We start from the raw sequence: 20,102 nt of genomic DNA, 5'->3' as shown, positions 1-20,102 counted from the left end.
TTATTCTTACGGATGATTAGATTGATTACTCAAGTTTCAAAGGACAAGTTATCTCTCAAGCTATCTAACCATTTTTGAGGTGGGTCTAGGCGCATTAAAATGGACTATAGAGTGTGTATAGTTAAGGGTGAAAGGAGATTACCGATGAACGAGCAACAACGATTAGCAAGTCAACAAGCAAATTCCTCTACGAAAAAAGAAGAGAAAGATTATAGCAAATACTTTGAAAATGTATACCAACCACCATCCTTAAAAGATGCGAAAAAGCGAGGGAAAGAAGAAGTTAAAATTGAACGGGATTTTGGCTTACCTGAAGAGTTTCGCAATTTTGGTACAGGAAGAAAGTTCTATATTCGTACATATGGTTGTCAAATGAATGAGCATGATACTGAAGTGATGGCTGGTATTTTCACTGCACTTGGATATGAGCCAACCTTTTCAACAGAGGATGCAGATGTAGTATTATTAAATACTTGTGCAATTCGTGAAAATGCGGAAAATAAAGTGTTCGGTGAACTAGGTCATTTAAAATCACTAAAACGAAGAAATCCGGACCTTTTAATTGGTGTATGTGGTTGTATGTCTCAAGAGGAATCTGTTGTAAATAAAATTATGCAAAAAAATCAGCATGTAGATATGGTGTTTGGAACGCATAATATTCATAGATTACCGTACATTCTAAAAGATGCAATGTTCTCGAAGGAAACGGTAGTTGAAGTTTGGTCAAAAGAAGGGGACGTAATTGAAAATCTTCCGAAAGTACGCCGTGGCGATATTAAAGCTTGGGTAAATATTATGTATGGCTGTGATAAGTTCTGTACATATTGTATCGTACCGTATACACGTGGAAAAGAGCGAAGCAGGCGTCCAGAAGACATTATCCAAGAAATTCGTCATTTAGCTGCGAATGGTTATAAAGAGATTACGTTACTTGGACAGAACGTAAATGCATATGGTAAAGACTTTGAAGATATAGAATATGGTCTAGGCGATTTAATGGACGAACTCCGTAAAGTTGATATAGCCCGTATTCGTTTTACAACGAGCCACCCACGCGATTTCGATGATCACTTAATTGAAGTGCTTGGAAAAGGTGGAAACTTAGTAGAACATATTCACTTACCAGTTCAATCTGGAAGTACAGATATGTTAAAAATTATGGCGCGTAAATATTCACGTGAGCACTATTTAGAACTTGTAAGAAAAATTAAAGAAACAATTCCAAATGCAGTATTCACAACTGATATTATCGTCGGTTTCCCAAATGAAACAGATGAGCAATTTGAAGAAACGATGTCGTTATATCGTGAAGTAGGATTTGATACTGCCTTTACCTTTATTTATTCACCGCGCGAAGGTACACCAGCTGCAAAAATGAAAGATAATGTACCGATGGAAGTGAAAAAAGAACGTCTTCAACGCTTAAATACACTAGTAAATACGTTGGCAATTGAAAAGAATAATCGTTACAAAGGTCAAATTGTAGAAGTGTTAGTTGATGGGGAAAGTAAAAATAATCCAGAAGTACTTGCAGGTTATACTCGTACGAATAAACTTGTAAACTTCGCCGCTTCAAAATCTTTAATTGGTCAGCTTGTGAAAGTAAAAGTAACGGAAGCAAAAACTTGGTCTCTTAACGGGGAATTAGTTGAAGAGCCGATTGAGGTGGAATAATAGATGAAAGCATATTCGAAAGATGAAATTGTTGAACAAGCGAAAGAATTAGCAAAAATGATTTCTGAAACAGAAGAAGTTGATTTCTTTAAGAAAGCAGAGGCGCAAATTCATAAAAATGAAAATGTAAAGCGCGCAATTGATGAAATTAAAGCACTGCAAAAACAAGCAGTAAACTTGCAACATTACGGGAAATGGGAAGCTTTGAAAAAAGTAGAAGCTGAAATTGATGCCCTGCAAGATAAGTTAGACAGTATTCCAGTCGTACAAGAATTTAAATCTTCACAAACATACGTAAATGACTTACTACAGCTAGTTGCAAGTACGATTTCTAACAACGTAACAGATGAAATATTAATTTCAACTAATGGCGATGTATTGAAGGGTGAAACGGGCGCAGCGGTAGAAAGTAAAAAAGGAAATTGTGGTTGTTAAAGAGATGTCAAATTGACATCTCTTTTTTTAGTGGATTAAACGTAAGTTCTTCTCAAAAAAGAATGACACATTCCGCTATTGTCACGCATATGATTAAGTGAATAGTGATTGAGGAGGGTTACGAATGTCCGAATTTAGAGAGATTATTACAAAAGCAGTGGTTGGAAAAGGACGTAAGTATACAAAGTCAACGCATACATGTGAATCGAATAATGAGCCAACAAGTATTTTAGGGTGCTGGGTAATTAACCACTCGTACGAAGCAAGAAAGAACGGAAAGCATGTGGAAATCGAAGGTTTCTATGATGTGAACACTTGGTATTCATTTGATGGCAATACAAAGACAGAAGTTGTAACAGAACGTGTGAACTACACGGATGAAGTAAGCATTGGCTATCGTGATAAAAACTTTTCTGGGGATGATTTAGAAATTATCGCTCGTGTTATTCAGCCGCCAAATTGTTTAGAAGCATTAGTATCACCAAATGGTAATAAAATTGTTGTAACTGTAGAACGTGAATTTGTAACAGAAGTAGTTGGCGAAACAAAAATTTGTGTAAGTGTAAACCCTGAGGGTTGTGTAGAATCAGACGAAGATTTCCAAATCGATGATGATGAGTTTGAAGAGTTAGATCCGAACTTTATCGTTGATGCAGAAGAAGAGTAATAGAAAGCTAGGGAGAAGTTCTTCCTAGCTTTTTACTTTACATAAGTGGTGCTTGAATGAACATGATTCCTTATGAAATGTGCTATAATGAAGAAAGACTCCTGAAATAGGAGATAAGAGTGTCCGTGAAATGTGACATATATGAAAATAGATTATTATGTAAGAATTATGGAGGAAAAGTATGACGCAATATACGCCTATGATACAGCAATATTTAAAGGTTAAGGCAGACTATCAAGATGCCTTTTTATTTTTCCGCTTAGGTGATTTTTATGAAATGTTCTTTGAAGATGCGGTTAAAGCAGCTCATGAACTTGAAATTACATTAACGAGCCGAGATGGTGGTAGTAGTGATCGTATACCGATGTGCGGTGTACCGCATCATGCAGCTAAAAATTATATTGAACAACTTGTTGAAAAAGGATATAAAGTAGCTGTTTGTGAGCAAGTGGAAGATCCAAAAACAACTAAAGGTGTAGTCCGCCGTGAAGTAGTACAATTAATTACGCCAGGAACGATGATGGAAGGGCGTACGATCGATGAGAAAGAAAATAACTTCTTAGCAGCATTAACACATTTTGAAGATGGATCGTATGCTTTAGCTTGTAATGATTTAACGACTGGACAAAATACAGTAACGTTGTTAACAGGTTCAGTAGAAGATATTTTATTAGAAGTGTATGCAACTGGTTCAAAAGAAATTGTTGTAGATTCTTCATTTTCTAAAGATGAATTAAATAAATTAACTGAAACATTAAAAATGACAATTTCATATGAAGATGCAACGGCAATTCCTCAAGGATTGGAACATCTTGTGAAAAATGTTTCACAAGCAAAGTTAATTAAAGCAATTGGGCGCTTATTTAACTATGTAATAAGAACACAAAAACGTTCGTTAGATCACTTGCAACCAGTAGAAATTTATTATACGAATCAATTTATGAAAATTGATGTGCATTCAAAGCGAAATTTAGAGCTGACAGAAACACTTCGAACGAAAGAAAAAACAGGATCATTATTATGGCTATTAGATAAAACAAAAACAGCTATGGGTGGTCGTATGTTAAAACAGTGGATGGAACGTCCACTTATTCAGAAAGAAAAAGTGGAAGAGCGTTTAGAAATGGTTGAGACATTTGTAAATGATTACTTCTTACGTGAAGATTTAAAAGAAAAACTAAAAGAAGTATATGATTTAGAACGTTTAGCAGGGAAAGTTGCATTTGGTAATGTGAATGCACGGGATTTATTACAGTTAAGACGATCTTTACTTCAAGTACCAGCTATTTTAGAAGCGATTAGTTTGTTAGATAATGCTTATGCAGCAAGGTTAATTCAAGGGGCGGATCCATGTGAGAGCTTAACTGAATTACTAGGAAGAAGTATTCAAGAAAACCCACCGCTTTCTATTAAAGATGGAGATATTATTAAAGACGGTTATAATGACAAGCTTGATCAATATCGTTACGTTAGTAAAAACGGAAAAACGTGGATCGCTGAGCTTGAAAAACGAGAGCGTGATATTACAGGAGTTAAATCGTTAAAAATCGGGTACAATCGTATTTTCGGCTACTACATTGAAGTGACGAAGGCGAATCTTGCAGCACTTCCAGAAGGGCGCTATGAGCGTAAACAAACACTTGCTAATGCGGAACGTTTCATTACAGATGAACTGAAAGAAAAAGAAACATTAATCTTAGAAGCAGAAGAAAAAATTGTACAACTAGAATACGATTTATTTACAGCGCTTCGTGAAGAAGTAAAAGTATTTATTCCGAAATTACAACATTTAGCAAAAGTAATTAGTGAATTAGACGTACTGCAAAGTTTCGCGACAGTTAGTGAAGAAGAGCAGTTTGTAAAACCTGTACTAACAACGAAGCGTGAAATCTTTATTAAAGATGGTCGTCATCCTGTCGTTGAAAAAGTATTGAACGGGAAATTGTATGTACCGAATGATTGTATTATGCCAGAGAAGATGGATGTCTTTTTAATTACAGGACCGAACATGTCTGGTAAAAGTACGTATATGAGACAATTAGCACTTGTAACTGTTATGTCGCAAATCGGTTGTTTCGTACCAGCAACAGAAGCAGTATTACCTGTATTTGATCAAATCTTTACGAGAATTGGTGCAGCGGATGATTTAATATCAGGTCAAAGTACATTTATGGTCGAAATGTTAGAAGCAAAAAATGCAATTGCAAACGCATCAGAAAGAAGTTTAATTTTATTTGATGAAATTGGACGCGGTACATCTACGTACGATGGTATGGCACTTGCGCAAGCAATCATTGAACATATTCATGACCAAATTGGTGCGAAAACGTTATTCTCTACGCATTATCATGAATTGACAGTGTTAGAAGAGAGTTTAGATCAACTGAAGAATGTACACGTTTCAGCTATTGAAGAGAACGGAAAAGTAGTATTCCTTCATAAAATTCAAGATGGAGCAGCTGATAAAAGTTACGGAATTCACGTTGCGCAACTTGCGGAGCTTCCAGATAGTTTAATCGCTCGTGCGAAAGAAGTGTTAGCACAACTAGAAGGACAAGAAGAAATTATTATTCCAAAGCGTGTAGAAGTGAAAGTGCAAGAGCAAGAAGTTATTCCAGAACCTGTAGTTGTAAAAGAAGCGCCAGTAGAAATACAAGAGACGAAAGTAGAGACTGAAGAAGAATCGCAACTATCATTCTTTGGTGGAGAACAGTCTTCGAAAAAACAAGACAAGCCAGTTCTAGATGCAAAAGAAACGGCAGTACTTGCGCAAATTAAAAAAATTGATTTACTTGATATGACACCTTTAGAAGCGATGAATGAACTGTATCGCTTACAGAAAAAGTTAAAGAAAGGATGAGTAAGTAGATGGGGAAAATTCGCAAACTCGATGACCAACTCTCTAACTTAATTGCGGCAGGGGAAGTAGTAGAGCGCCCTGCCTCAGTCGTAAAAGAACTTGTGGAAAATTCTATCGATGCGAATAGTACATCTATTGAAATCCACTTAGAAGAAGCTGGTTTATCAAAAATTCGCATCATTGATAATGGGGATGGCATTGCAGAAGAAGATTGTATCGTCGCTTTTGAACGACATGCGACGAGCAAAATTAAAGATGAGAACGATCTGTTCCGCATTAGAACACTCGGTTTCCGCGGTGAGGCATTGCCGAGTATTGCCTCAGTTAGTGAATTAGAATTAATCACTAGCACAGGTGATGCTCCTGGTACGCACCTTATTATTAAAGGTGGAGACATTATAAAACAGGAAAAAACAGCGAGTCGAAAAGGAACAGATATTACAGTACAAAACTTATTCTTTAATACACCAGCGCGTCTTAAATATATGAAAACCATTCATACAGAGCTTGGGAATATTACAGATATCGTGTATCGTATCGCAATGTCACACCCAGAAGTATCGTTAAAGCTGTTTCATAATGAAAAGAAATTGCTTCATACATCAGGAAATGGTGATGTAAGACAAGTACTTGCATCGATTTACAGCATTCAAGTTGCGAAGAAGCTTATTCCAATTGAAGCTGAATCTTTAGACTTCACAATTAAAGGTTATGTAACATTACCAGAAGTAACGAGAGCATCTCGTAATTATATGTCAACGATCGTAAATGGCCGTTACGTTCGAAATTTCGTATTAATGAAAGCTATTCAGCAAGGGTACCATACATTATTACCAGTCGGACGATATCCAATCGGCTTCTTATCGATTGAAATGGATCCAATGCTAGTTGACGTTAACGTACATCCAGCGAAATTAGAAGTTCGTTTTAGTAAAGAACAAGAATTGCTAAAGCTTATTGAAGAAACATTGCAAGCGGCATTCAAAAAGATACAGCTCATTCCAGATGCAGGTGTAACAACGAAGAAAAAAGAAAAAGATGAAAGTGTGCAAGGACAGTTCCAGTTTGAGCATACAAAGCCGAAAGAGCCGCAGATGCCGAACATCGTTTTACCGACTGGCATGGATGAAAAACAAGAAGAACCAGCGATTGTGAAACAACCAGCACAACTGTGGCAACCGCCGAAGCAAGAATGGCAACCACCACAGTCGCTCGTAAGAGAAGAGCAGAGGTGGCAACCATCTACTAAATCGATAATGGAAGAACCGATTCGAGAAGAAAAATCGTGGGACAGTAACGAAGAGGATTTTGAACTAGAGGAATTAGAAGTAGAAGTTCAGGAAATAAAAGAGATTGAAATGAACGGTAATGACTTACCACCGCTTTATCCAATTGGACAAATGCATGGAACATATATTTTCGCTCAAAATGATAATGGGTTATATATGATTGATCAGCATGCCGCGCAGGAACGTATTAATTATGAATACTTCCGTGATAAAGTAGGACGAGTAGCGCAAGAAGTACAAGAACTACTCGTACCATACCGTATTGACTTATCTCTTACTGAATTTTTACGTGTCGAAGAGCAGCTAGAAGAATTAAAGAAAGTCGGTCTATTCTTGGAGCAATTCGGCCATCAATCCTTTATTGTCCGCTCACATCCAACGTGGTTCCCGAAAGGACAAGAAACAGAAATTATCGATGAAATGATGGAGCAAGTCGTTAAACTAAAAAAAGTTGATATTAAAAAATTACGTGAAGAAGCAGCTATCATGATGAGCTGTAAAGCTTCAATTAAAGCAAATCAATATTTAACGAACGATCAAATATTTGCTTTACTGGAAGAACTTCGTACAACAACAAACCCATACACATGCCCGCATGGAAGACCGATTCTTGTGCATCATTCTACTTATGAGTTGGAGAAGATGTTTAAGAGGGTTATGTAGGAATACTGTTCATAGAGAAAAATGGTCTCTGGTTATTTTGATAAAATATAGAGAGAAATAAAAAGGAGCGATAGTAACAAGTCGCTCCTTTTTAATATATTTCTTTTACAACTATATGTTCAAAATTCATTTATAAACTAGAGATAACCTCAACCTATTTGTAATTTATATGTGCGTTCTCAATTTGTTTGTAAGGAAAGAGGTTTTTAATTTACAGACTTATCGGAATTATGTAAAGTGTAGATAAAACCATAAAATGGGGTGTTCTTTATGTGTACTAGTTTGACATTAGAGACAAAAAACGGTCAGCATCTTTTTGCAAGAACGATGGACTTCACATTAGATATGAATCAAGAAGTAATAATCATTCCTCGGCATTACCAGTGGAATAATATAACTGGTGAAATCATTAATACGAAACATGCTACGGTCGGAATGGGAATTAATCATCAAGGAAGGATCATTATGGCGGACGGAGTAAATGAAGCAGGTATGACATGTGCAACACTCTATTTTCCAGGGTTTGCTACTTATAGTCAAAGCATAGATGATAACAAAACGAATTTGGCTCCATTTGATTTTGTAGCTTGGAGTCTTACACAATTCAATTCTGTCAAAGAGTTAAAGAAGTCTGTAGATAGTATTACCTTTTTAGATATACCATTACCGGATTTGGGACTTACGCCACCACTACATTGGATTTTAGCGGATAAATGGGGAGATTGTATTGTACTGGAGCCGACAAATGAAGGATTAAAAATGTATGACAACCTACTAGGAGTGATGACAAATAGTCCGGAGTTTAATTGGCATTTACAAAATTTAAGACAATATATTGGCCTTAAATCGCAGCCATTCGCGCCAACAGAGTGGAGTAACTTACCATTAAGTGCTTTTGGTCAAGGCTCAGGCTCAATGGGACTTCCAGGGGATTTCACCCCGCCCTCAAGGTTTGTGCGGGCAGCATATGGCAAACAAAACATTCAAGGTATAGATAGTGAAGAAGAGGGAGTATCCGCCCTTTTTCATATCTTATCAAATTGCGAAGTTCCTAAAGGCGGAGTAATAACAGAAGAAGGTACATTAGATAATACCATTTATACAAGCGTAATGTGTATGGAGTCTGGAACATATTATTATCATACTTACGATTGTAGACAAATTACAGCTATTCATTTATTTCATGAAAATTTAGATACAGATGAGATCAAAGCCTATCCGTTCCAACGGAAACAAAAAATATTTTATGAAAACTAAGTAGCTTTGAAACAACGTTTGGTAAATTTTTAAATATATATAATAGAGCAATAATGACCTATATAATTCTTGGGTGTTTCTTTAACTTTGTGATTCATCATAAATCTACTCCTTTCTCCACTGACTCCAACGAGTAAAATTTACTGGTAGGAGCATTGGCTAAGGAGCAGTGATGGTGGAAGTTATTTATAAATAGTAAAGAACAAAAAAGGTATGGAAAATATCCATACCTTTTTTGTTCATCTATTATCTATGTATAAAAAAGCGCTGTATATCAGCACTTTTTAAAAGTACATGAGCTGTATAAAAAGTATAAATTACTTAACACGTAGCTATGCAGCGTCAAAATGAAGAACTATACGTTTATTTGTTTTTATTATTATTTATTTTTTCCGTATATAGCACCTGTTCTTTATAGTGCTTCTTAATTGGGAAAGTGTGTGTACCAGAGCCGTTTTTGAAATTTTTATTGATGGGGTTTTTTAGCGGGATTGTTGTAGTTTCAGTAAATTCATATGGGTAGTTTATTTTAGATTTATCTTCAAACATGAAAATGCCTCCTTTTAGGATTTCCTGAATTCTTTACTATAACATGATATGCATATAGATTTTTTTGGGACTAGTTATTTATAGAGGTTAATGGAATTTAATTATGTAACTACTGAAGTATTTTAAAGGAAAACCATTCGAGAAAGATATTGTATGAATAGCCGCTCACTATTATTGTTGTTTTAAGTTATTATGGTGTATTTGAAATTCACGTACCATATCGGTCTATCTAACAAGTACTATGTGACGATCTCTTTTATATATAGTGGAAGTTAATTCTGCATATATATTCGTTATAGATTGTTTTTATAATGTAATTCACATAGGTTTTTCTTGATAATATAATGCAAGAGGTTATAGTGTTATTAGGTTATTAGGAACATTTAATGCTGTTTCATAACTGAAAGGGAATTGAAAAAAAACTGAAACTTTTCTCATAAAAATTCAATCTAACTTGAAAAATGAAAGGAAAATGAAATTTTCCGAAAGGTATTCTTTGTTAAGATAAAAAGCATACATACAAAAAGTATTGACATATCTTAAAAATGTATTTTCAAGATATAGTGGGGGAAAAGATGAGAGTAGAAAAACAATTAATAAAAAAGATGTATTATGAAACATTCCTAATGGAGAATGAAACAAAACAACCTCTTGACGTGCTTGGAGAAGTTTATGTAAACGAAGAAAGAAATGAGATTTCTGATGGATCTTATATTCGTTTTGCACAAGGTGAATTTTATTATCGCCATCAAGATTTTGAAGCAGCTATTTTTAAATGGGAGAAAGTTAATAATGAATTAGCACCATGGGCACAAAAAAATATTGCGGATGCTTATTTCGAGCTTAATCAATTACCAGTTGCTGAAAATGTTTATACTTCCATTACTACTGATAATATAATATTGATGACAGAAATTAGACTACAATTACTTTCTCTTTACATAGAGCAAAATAATTTTGACTCCGCTTTCGCTGTTATTAAAGAAGCAGTTTCTTTAAATCCAGATTATCCAAATGTCACAAAAATTGCCCGTTCCTTTTATGAGGAGCAGCAAGATTTTGATAGTGCAGTAGAGCTTGCTGTGAATGAGTTAATTCGAACAGAATCTTATCCGTGGTTTGAGGTTTTAAAAGGATATATCGATAAAAGATTGACTAAACATATTTCACCAGATTATTTCTATGAAGTATTAGTGACGTTAAATAATGTAGATCAAGTACAATTTACGCAAATGATTTCATCTCTTTGGAAAAGTTATAAAAATGAACAAAATTACTTATTATGGCTTAACACAATAAATGAGTTTTTCTTACATATTGAAATACATTCGTCCGATATATGGGACAAAATTTCTTCTCTTTACGAAGAAACGTACTTTGAATTAATTCAAGGGAAATATATGCTTAGACAATTACACGATATCATTCCAAATCTTTTAACAAATTGGTTAAAAGTAGTCAATCCGTCTTATGCTGTATTTCCATCAGCAGCTGTATTGGCATGGGATGAGATTTTTCCTTCCCAAATAGACTCAGCAAATATAAAACATGCGGAAAACCTACTGGCATATTCTGTTAATTATGTGAATGGTTTAGAGTACAGTCTACATCTTTTTGAATCTATTACACAGTGGGCACAAAAGCACAATATAGAAATAGGTCACCGATTTAGATGGTTAGTTGACGAACTCGCAGATTTAAGAACAAATCGTATTTTAGTAACGGGAACTTCAGGGAACGGAAAAACTACATTTATCAACTCTATATTAGGAGAAAATATAGTAGAAAAATCAATTTCAAATGTAGTAGTTTTAAAAAATGATGCTCATACAGAAATTAATGCCATAACAGACGCTGCAATTACAACAACGGAAGATATCTCTGATTACTATAATATGATGTCTCAGCACCATCAAACATATAGAGATAGAGCATGTGTTGAATTTAAATTACCATGCAGATTTTTAAGTGAAAATAAACTTACATTTGTAGTTACACCTGGCTTTAATAGGAATAACGACACTAGGGATGAGGTATTTGAATATCTGAATTCTGTGGATGAATTATTGTTTGTATTGAATGCGGATTCACCTTTTACTGATAAAGAGCGTGATATTCTATTAAGTATTCAAGAACATACACCAAATTTACAAGTGCATTTCTTATTAAATAAAATCGATAACATTTATAGTGAAGCAGAAGTGAAAAGAGTATTACATGATACGGCAGCGAGAATAAACACATATTTCCCGCATGCGAGGATTTTCCCTTACTCTTCGTTATATACAAGTAGTCAGCAATTGAATGAATTAACAGAGTTTATTCATTTTAACTTTAATCATAAAAATATCGATGCAGAACGTACTGAAAAGCTATTGTTTTTCATTCGAAAAACAATTACATATCTTTTGGATAAACGAGTTGAGAAAGAAAATAATCTAGTGGATGCTATTAATTGGAATGAAGATATGCTAGTGAAACTAAATGGTAGCATTAATAACCTTACTGCATTTGAGAGGGAAAAAATCCATTTTATTACACAATCATATCGTACAATGAAAACTGAAATTACGAATGATCTTACTGAAAATATTCCGAAGATATTACAGAGTTGTTCTGATTTAATGAGTGAAGAAAGCGATTTCGGTCACATGGATATGGAACTAAATAAAGCAATGAATGAAAGAGTGCATAAATATTTAGAACAAACTGTATTACCTAATCTTGCTCTTTCTATGCAAAATTGGATTGCAACTTCTCATAATGAGCTCATTCAAAGTCAGTCGTACTTAGAAGAACTTAGTGAAGGACTTAATTCTTTATTTGGAGAAAATCGAATACAGTTAGAATGTGATTTTAAAGTGCTTGATGACTGGCGCAGAGATACTGACAGAATGACGACTAGAATACAAATGGATGAAGTAAATATTTTACGTCGATTTACGCCAGCCCAATTTTTACTGAAAAGTGCCGGTAAATTATTTGGAGTTCTTCCGAAAAACAAAACTATGCTATATAACAAATACAAACAGTATGTAGAAAATGAAGATTATACCGAGGTAACGGATTCTATTATGAAGAAATTTTTCTTGCAATTTGAGCTGTTTGAAAACACACAAGAGCGAGATATTCATATATTCTTTAGGAATCCATTTAACTCCTTGAAACAAGCTGTAGAAAATATGCAATTAGAAATACAAGAAAAACAAGAGATGTTACATAAAATGAAATCAAATCCTGAAGTTTATCATGATTCTATCACGCTCTTTGAATTGAGATTACGTCAATGTGAAGTAATTTTAAATATAGGTGATGATCATACTTATACAGATGTAACTTTAGAAACAAGCGTAGAATAAAAGTAAAATATATGAGGTTTTTTATCCTGCTATTTGTAGGCAGTAAGGCCCCCACCTCAAAATTCAGTGAAAGCAAAGAAGTTAGGTGGAGGATTAACTGCCTGTAAAAGCTCGATTGGTTCAACTAATAATCAGTGGGGGATGCAGAACCCCACACTGATTAAAGTTTCACTTTATATGAAATTGCACCATGTGTTATAAGAGAGTAAAAGGGAGCAACTGTAATGAGTTGCTCCCTTTTCATATTTACATTATTTTTCAGTCTCTTTAATTTTAGTTTTTACTTCGCCAGTTTTAATTTTATTACTTTCTGAGAAACGTAATAAATCACCTTCAATAATTTTGTCAGACATTCGTAATTCATTTTGTGCACGGTTAATGAGTGCTTGCGCTTCTTTCTTTGGTAAATCTACAATTTCACCTGTTATGCGGTCATAGAAAGTGTTATTTTTGTATGCATATTTGTCTGTAACGAAGCTACCATCACGTAAAACAACAAATCCGGTATATTCATCCGAAAACATATCATGGCCAAAACGGATATCGTTCGTAGTATCAATTCCTAATAAATTGAGAATAGTAGGTTTCATATCGATTTGTCCCGTAGGCTTTGAAATCGTTTGACCTGCTGTTTGTCCAGGGATATGAATATATAAAGGTGTGCGTTGTAAATTTAAAGTGTCAAATTCTGTTATTTGATCTTTTTCTAAAAACTGTGCCATTGCGCGATTATGTTTTTCAGAAATGCCATAATGATCACCATATAAAACAATAATAGAGTCATCATACATGCCCTCGGCTTTTAAACGCTCAATAAATTTTTTAATGGATTCGTCTAAGTAACGTGCCGTTACGATATAACGATCAAATACGCCATTACCAGAGTTATATGGTTCAATGAATTTTGTATCTTCATCATACGTAAATGGATAATGGTTTGTTAAAGTAAGGAAACGAGCGTAAAATGGTTGGTCAACAGTTTTTAATATATCTACTGATTGATCAAAGTATTCGATATCTTTTAAACCCCAATTTAAATTTGTTTCAGGTGTAATTTTGTAATCAAGTTCATTATAGTAACGATCGTAACCGAGAGCAGAGTACATGATATTACGATTCCAAAATGTTGCGTTATTCGCATGGAATACAGAAGTGAAATAACCTTGCTGACGTAAAATTTCTGGAGTCGCAGTATAATCATTGTTACCGTGTGTGAAGAATACAGCTCCTCGATTTAATGGATACAACGACGTATCGATGAGAAATTCAGAATCGGATGTTTTTCCTTGCCCAGTTTGATGGAAAAAGTTATCAAAGTAATAGCTTTCATTTATGAATTCATTCAAGAATGGCGTAACTTCTTGACCGTTCACTGATGCGCCTATTAAAAAGGTTTGTAAGGATTCAAGAGTAACAACAATTACGTTTTTTCCTTTCGCTACACCAAACATGTTAGGATTCGGTTCACTTTGGTTTGCCTTCACGTAGTTTTCTGTTTCTTGTAATTTGCTACTATCAGCAAGTGCCTTTTGTGATCCTGCTTTTACTTGCAGTGTTAAATCATAAACTTGATGTGTGTATAGTCCTAAATTTTTAACAAGCATGACTCGGTCGAATGATCTCGTTAATAGTTCAGGTCGTTCTTTTTCTGCAAGATGTAGATTTGCAAAAAATACACCAATCGTTAAGAGAAAATATATCAATCGTGCCGAATGAGTTACGCGCCCTGTTTGGAAGACTAGTGCCTTCTTCTTTAATAAAATAAAGAAGAAAATAATGTCTACGAATGCGAGTATAATTTTGTAGTTCAATATTTCTATAATACTACCGCCTAATTGGCCAAAGTTTGATGTTTGTCCAAGTACTGGTAACGTAACGAAATCACTATAAAAATCATAGAACATTACATTACCAACAAGTACAATTGTTAATAAGAAATTAATACATAGCGCGATATAATTTCGCTTTTCACCGGTTGCAAATAATGCGAATCCGACAAAAGCTAATGATGCAGCGAGAGGGCTAATAAACAAAATAAGCTCTTGTGTAGAAGATTCAATTTTTAAATCAAAATTGAATCTTGTAATAAGATATGTTTTTAACCATACTGCTAAAGCAATTATTAAAACAAAGCTTATATTTTGCATTTGTAAATTGATTTTATTTTTCATTTTTACTCCTTCTTTATACAATTTATTTAACTTGTGTTATATATTATATTTTCATAACTATTAGAGTGTAATGAACCATTTAGCTAATGGTTTCTAAAGGTAATAATATGAAGTATTCACATACGTACAATGGGGAATTTTAAAGCATAAATCTATTTTTTTAGAACAGAGCAGAAAAAGTCATAGTTGTAGTAAAAAATACTTATAGACATCCTAACATATTAAACACTATGGTGATGTTACAAAATATCGAACAAATGAAGGGGGAACTGAATAGAGGCTTTTAAAACTATTGACATTCAATTTATTAGAATTGAATGTCAATAGTTTTATATACACGTTTATATTACATATGTATCTCATAAATATTAAACACTATGGTGATGTTACAAAATATCGAACAAATGAAGGGGGAACTGAATAGAGGCTTTTAAAACTATTGACATTCAATTATTGAATGTCAATAGTTTTATATACACGTTTATATTACATATGTATCTCATAAAATCCCGATTCCTTGTGGGATAATCGTTAGCGGGGGGAGGATAGTGATTTATGCTATTACTACATAAATAAAGCGTTGTGAAACTTAAAATATTTGATTAGTATCTTAATTATGCAATTAGATGTCAGATAAATATTTTCCAACATACAACCCACTTGCAGCGGCTTGAGATAATGAATGAGTGACGCCTGAACAATCCCCAACTAAAAATAGTCCATGCACACTTGTTTCAAAATGGTTATTGATTTTTATCGTAGGAGCATAGAACTTTCCGTCAATTCCGTATAATAAAGTATCTTTATCGATCGGTTCTTGGATAAATTGTTCTAAGCGTAATAAAAATTCTTTAAGTCCTTCAATATATAATGGAGGAATTTCTGTATTCAAATCTCCATAATCTCCTTGTAGTGTAGGTTGTATACGGTTATGTTTCATACGGTTATTCGTTGTAGGTTGTTTATTTAGTAAGTCCTCTAAGCGCTGTATAACAATCCGATCTCGTCTTTGGTTAATATTTTTAATAATTGAGCTTGCATACAGATTTGCTTCTTTGAGAGTTGAAAAATAGCGCGGGATAAATAAAGTGAAATTTAAGTTAGGTGTACCAGTTCCTTTCTCTCGAAAATTTTGACCGTCAGGCATAACTAGACCTTCTTCGTACTTTCTAATAATGCGTCCTTTTGGATTCATACAGTACGTAGTTGCTGTGAAACCTTTATGCTCATACGAAAGTTTTGTCTCAAATGTATCTTTTAATATAGAACGTAATTGGTGTTCTTTCATCTCAACCCTAATACCTAAATCTACACGAGTTTGTTCCTGAGAAATATGTAGAGAAGTGCACATCTTCTTTAACCAATCTGCTCCGGAACGCCCAGTTGCAAATACTAGTTGCCTAGATTGAAATGTTCCTTCATTTGTATCTATAGTAAAATGATCTTTCTGTTTCATAATATGTTGTACATCTATATGAAATTGTATATTTATTTTCGTAAGTAAAAATTCGTAGAGTTGTTGAAAAATGTCACTTGAAAGGGTAGTACCGAGATGCCGTACTTCTGTTGTTAGCATTTGTAAACCACACGATTCAGCTCTCTTATTAAGAGTTGGATTTTCTGTAGAATATTTTGAAACGGAACTTCCTCCGAAATGACATAGAATTTCATCTACTTCAGTCATAAGTTGTATAAAACCCTCTTTACCAACTTTTTGCTCAAGTTCTCCACCAAATCCGTTTGTATAATTAAATTTCCCTTCAGATTTTCCTAAACCAGCAAATCCGAAATATTTATCACATGTAGTACAATTACACGCTTTTCCTTCGTCTAAAGGACAATAGCGATCTCCTAGCGCTTTACCTTTATCAAGAATTAAAACCTTTTTGTTACTTTTAGCTAGTGAATAAGCCATAAAAATGCTACTTACTCCAGCGCCGATAATTGTAACATCATACATATTCTTTCACCTGCTAACGAATAGTTTATTTTTCTAGTGTATAACAATTTTATGAAGGTAAGAAATAGCTTTTATTAATAAAGAGGGAGTTTTTGAACTTGATGCTTTTTAATTTCTTCGACTGGTGGAGTAAATACAAATGTTTTTATTTGAAAGAAGAGATAGTTTTAAAAGGTCACTATGTCATATGATTAATAAAATCTTACATATAAAAAACAGACCTTTTAAGTGGATAGGTCTGTTAATGAATTTAAATTTTATTTAGCGAAGACGTGGTTACCGATTACTGCTACTGTTTGACGTGTCGTAATCCATTTGTCTGTTGATGTTTTCGGATTATAGAAATAAAGCCAATCAGAATGTATCCCATTTGTGGAGATAGCCTCTTCTACAGCCATTTTTGCTTCTGCGCTTGCAGGCTGATTAATTCTTCCATCTGTAACAGGAGTAAATGCATATCCGTATTTAATAGGTTCATAAATAACGCCTGTTATTGTATTTGGAAAACCTTTTGCGTTTACACGGTTTAGTATAACTTTCGCTACTGCAACTTTTCCTTTATACGATTCGCCACCTGCTTCAGCGGTAACTAAGCGTGCCATTAAGTCTTTTTCTTTTTGTGAAATGCTTGAGTAGATTTTTAAATGTTGTCCTGTATAAAGCTTGTTTCCGACTGTATTGTTAATTTGTTTTATAGATTGGACAGTGACATTGTAACGCTTTGCTATCATTTCTAATGAATCTCCCGGTTGTACTTGATAAATAATTTGTCCAGAAATGTTCGTAGGCTTGGCGTTTTGGCGAACAGTGATTTCATTTGAGTTGACGGACCCTGGAATATGTAACTGTTCACCAATAAAAGTTTGATCGTTTCCTTTATTATTAGCCTGTTTAATGGATTGTATTGAAACGCCGTATTGTTTACTAATGCCCCAAAGTGTATCATTCTTTTTTACTGTATGAATGGTAGAAGCCTCAGCTGTACTTTGACTACATACAAATGTAATTGCAGCTGCAGATAAAGGGATTATATGTTTTATTTTTAATAATTTCATTGTAAATCCTCCTAAGAAAAAATTAAGGTGAAACTGTTAAGTAATGTAGTTTGAAATGTTTATATACGGTATATATTAATGTAAGTATATTAGCACATATAAAATAAATAATCATCAAAAGTTTCTTATTCATGTAGTGTAGAGTCCGAATATGAAATATTGCATATGAAAATACATTGAAGTTCATATTTTTGATTACTATAATCTATTTAGTAGAAAGGGAATATGTTATAGAAAATTAATCATTATAGATTAATATAATGATTAATTATTATTAATAGGAGGATTGAAGTAATGAAAATATTTCAAAAAATGTGTGCGTCAACTGTAATCATTACAACACTTTTAGGAATAGGAGGCACTATCAATAGTGTACATGCTGATTCTATAGAACAGCAGAGTAAATTAGGGATAGAAGAAACAGATAAGCAAATCATTGTAAAATTTAAAGCGGATTTGGATTTGCCATATGAAGATGGTATTGAAAAACAAATACAATCTCAAACGAATGATAAAGTAATAAAAGATCTTTTGACAGAATATCCAGGTGTAACATTTACTCGTTTATTCACATCTGTAAGCCCGGAACAAATACAAGACCTTGAAGTGAAAGCACCCAATCATGTATCTACCAGTTTATTAAACTACTATATTCTTCAAACTCAAAATAGTGGGCATGAAGAAGAACTAGTAGATAAGTTAAAGACATCTTCTTTAATAGAAGATGTGTATATGAAGAAACAAGAAAAAATAACACCACCGGAGGTACAACCATTAAGTGTATCTTTTAATCCGAATAACAATCCTAGATATGAAAAACAAGGTTATCTTGAAGCAGCACCATACGGTATTAATGCGCCTTTCGCCTGGGGAGTTCAAGGCGGTAAGGGAAGCGATGTCACCTTTGTTGATATGGAATATGGATGGTTATTAAATCATGAAGATTTAGTACATCAAAATATTGAATTAATGTCTGGAAAAAATATAGATCAACATGTCGGTCATGGGACGTCTGTACTAGGAATTGTATCCTCTGAGGACAATAAAGTTGGGAATATTGGGATTGCGCCAAAAGCGAAAGCAAAGGTGATTTCTCAAATAAGAGATAACGGACAGTATAATACAGCTGATGCAATATTAAGTGCTGTGAATCAGTTAGAAGCTGGGGATGTTTTATTGTTAGAGGCACAAGCATCTTTCGATGGATATGGTGATAAATATTTACCTGTTGAAGTACAACCAGATATCTTTGATGCGATTCGTGCTGGTACAGATAAAGGTGTTGTCATTATAGAAGCTGGAGCAAATGGTTGGAATGATTTAGATCAATTTAAAGATAGAAATGGTAAACAAATTTTAAATCGTAATAGTAAAGATTTTAAAGATTCAGGTGCAATTATGGTAGGAGCGGGCTCTTCATCTTTCCCTCATGAGCGTATGTGGTTTTCGAATTATGGAAGCCGTATTGATGTGTATGGTTGGGGAGAAAACGTAGATACAACTACAGCTGAGCAAAGTCGAAGTGCTATAAATCTTTATACACCTAGCTTTAGTGGCACGTCGAGTGCTTCGCCTATTATTGCCGGAGCAGCGACTTTAGTACAAAGCATTGCTAAAGAAAATTTAGGACAACCATATAGACCGAGTGAACTAAGAGCAATATTAAGCAACCAGAACACAGGAACAAAATCTAAAGATCCATATGCAGATAAAATTGGTGTTTTACCAGATTTGAAGTCTATACTAGTTAACTTAGGCTATGAACAAAGAAAACCAAACGGTGGGAATGAGTTACAAGTAATAGAAAATGAACCAAATAATGAGCCTAGACAGGCAAATAAAGTTAACTTTCATACACCGGTGAAAGGAACGCTACATAATAGTGATAGAGTAGATGTGTTTACTTTCCAAATTGACTCGCCGGAAAATATTAATATATCTCTACTAAATGAACAAAATATCGGAATGACATGGGTACTTCATCATGAATCAGATTTAAATAACTATGTAGCATATGGTGAAAATGAAGGGAATGTAGTTAAAGGAACTTATAATGCAAAGCCAGGTAAATATTATTTATACGTCTATAAATATGAGAATAAAGATGGTTCATATGTATTGAACATAAAATAAGCAAAAGGAACTTCAGATGAAGTTCCTTTG

The 20,102-nt window shown here is 33.9% G+C and carries 12 protein-coding genes; 8 read left to right on the top strand and 4 right to left on the bottom strand.

All coding sequences use genetic code 11. The annotated features are described in order from the left end of the window. Window positions 1–144 precede the first annotated feature (144 nt). The 6 genes from miaB (at window position 145) to DN390_RS09290 (ending at window position 8,845) form a co-directional block, all read left to right on the top strand. A complete protein-coding gene (gene miaB, locus DN390_RS09315; protein WP_147807244.1) occupies window positions 145–1,674 on the top strand; it encodes a tRNA (N6-isopentenyl adenosine(37)-C2)-methylthiotransferase MiaB in 1,530 nt (509 codons plus the stop codon). Between the two features lie 3 nt (window positions 1,675–1,677). Then, complete coding sequence (locus DN390_RS09310; protein ID WP_016086647.1) at window positions 1,678–2,109, top strand: YlbF/YmcA family competence regulator; 432 nt, start codon at window positions 1,678–1,680, stop codon at window positions 2,107–2,109. Window positions 2,110–2,233: 124 nt separating this feature from the next. Further along, entirely contained in the window at window positions 2,234–2,776 is a 543-nt protein-coding gene (gene cotE, locus DN390_RS09305) for an outer spore coat protein CotE (RefSeq protein WP_001288800.1), read from the top strand. 181 nt (window positions 2,777–2,957) lie between these two features. Continuing rightward, window positions 2,958–5,636: a DNA mismatch repair protein MutS gene (gene mutS / locus DN390_RS09300; protein WP_097949859.1), complete on the top strand. Its 2,679-nt coding sequence runs from the start codon at window positions 2,958–2,960 to the stop codon at window positions 5,634–5,636. 8 nt (window positions 5,637–5,644) lie between these two features. Continuing rightward, the gene (gene mutL, locus DN390_RS09295; RefSeq protein WP_147807243.1) at window positions 5,645–7,588 is read left to right on the top strand and encodes a DNA mismatch repair endonuclease MutL; all 1,944 of its coding nucleotides are present in this window, start codon (window positions 5,645–5,647) and stop codon (window positions 7,586–7,588) included. Between the two features lie 270 nt (window positions 7,589–7,858). Further along, window positions 7,859–8,845 (top strand): choloylglycine hydrolase family protein, encoded by a 987-nt coding sequence (locus tag DN390_RS09290; RefSeq protein ID WP_097949857.1) that lies wholly within the window; start codon window positions 7,859–7,861, stop codon window positions 8,843–8,845. A gap of 363 nt (window positions 8,846–9,208) precedes the next feature. Here DN390_RS09290 and DN390_RS09285 read toward each other — a convergent pair whose 3' ends face one another. Continuing rightward, window positions 9,209–9,394, bottom strand: a complete 186-nt coding sequence (locus tag DN390_RS09285) for a hypothetical protein (RefSeq protein WP_000461128.1) — start codon at window positions 9,392–9,394, stop codon at window positions 9,209–9,211. Window positions 9,395–9,969: 575 nt separating this feature from the next. On the opposite strand from DN390_RS09285, the gene DN390_RS09280 reads away from it, so the two are divergent. Next, complete coding sequence (locus tag DN390_RS09280; protein ID WP_147807242.1) at window positions 9,970–12,753, top strand: dynamin family protein; 2,784 nt, start codon at window positions 9,970–9,972, stop codon at window positions 12,751–12,753. 251 nt (window positions 12,754–13,004) lie between these two features. On the opposite strand, the gene DN390_RS09275 is transcribed toward DN390_RS09280, so the two are convergent. The 3 genes from DN390_RS09275 to DN390_RS09260 all read right to left on the bottom strand — a co-directional run bounded on the left by DN390_RS09275 (window position 13,005) and on the right by DN390_RS09260 (window position 17,939). Further along, window positions 13,005–14,924 (bottom strand): LTA synthase family protein, encoded by a 1,920-nt coding sequence (locus tag DN390_RS09275; protein ID WP_147807241.1) that lies wholly within the window; start codon window positions 14,922–14,924, stop codon window positions 13,005–13,007. 622 nt (window positions 14,925–15,546) lie between these two features. Then, on the bottom strand, window positions 15,547–16,884 hold the full coding sequence (locus DN390_RS09265; RefSeq protein ID WP_147807240.1) for an NAD(P)-binding protein: 1,338 nt from the start codon (window positions 16,882–16,884) through the stop codon (window positions 15,547–15,549). A gap of 257 nt (window positions 16,885–17,141) precedes the next feature. Continuing rightward, entirely contained in the window at window positions 17,142–17,939 is a 798-nt protein-coding gene (locus DN390_RS09260; protein WP_147807239.1) for a cell wall hydrolase, read from the bottom strand. A gap of 294 nt (window positions 17,940–18,233) precedes the next feature. On the opposite strand from DN390_RS09260, the gene DN390_RS09255 reads away from it, so the two are divergent. Continuing rightward, the gene (locus tag DN390_RS09255; protein WP_147807238.1) at window positions 18,234–20,072 is read left to right on the top strand and encodes a S8 family peptidase; all 1,839 of its coding nucleotides are present in this window, start codon (window positions 18,234–18,236) and stop codon (window positions 20,070–20,072) included. The last annotated feature ends 30 nt before the right edge of the window (window positions 20,073–20,102 follow it).

Origin of the sequence: Bacillus sp. SH7-1 (assembly GCF_008042405.1) — a bacterium.
In the GTDB taxonomy this organism is placed as follows: Bacteria; Bacillota; Bacilli; order Bacillales; family Bacillaceae_G; genus Bacillus_A; species Bacillus_A thuringiensis_N.
The sequence above is the reverse complement of the archived record's forward strand: the minus strand, read 5'-3'. Positions and strand labels throughout refer to the sequence as shown.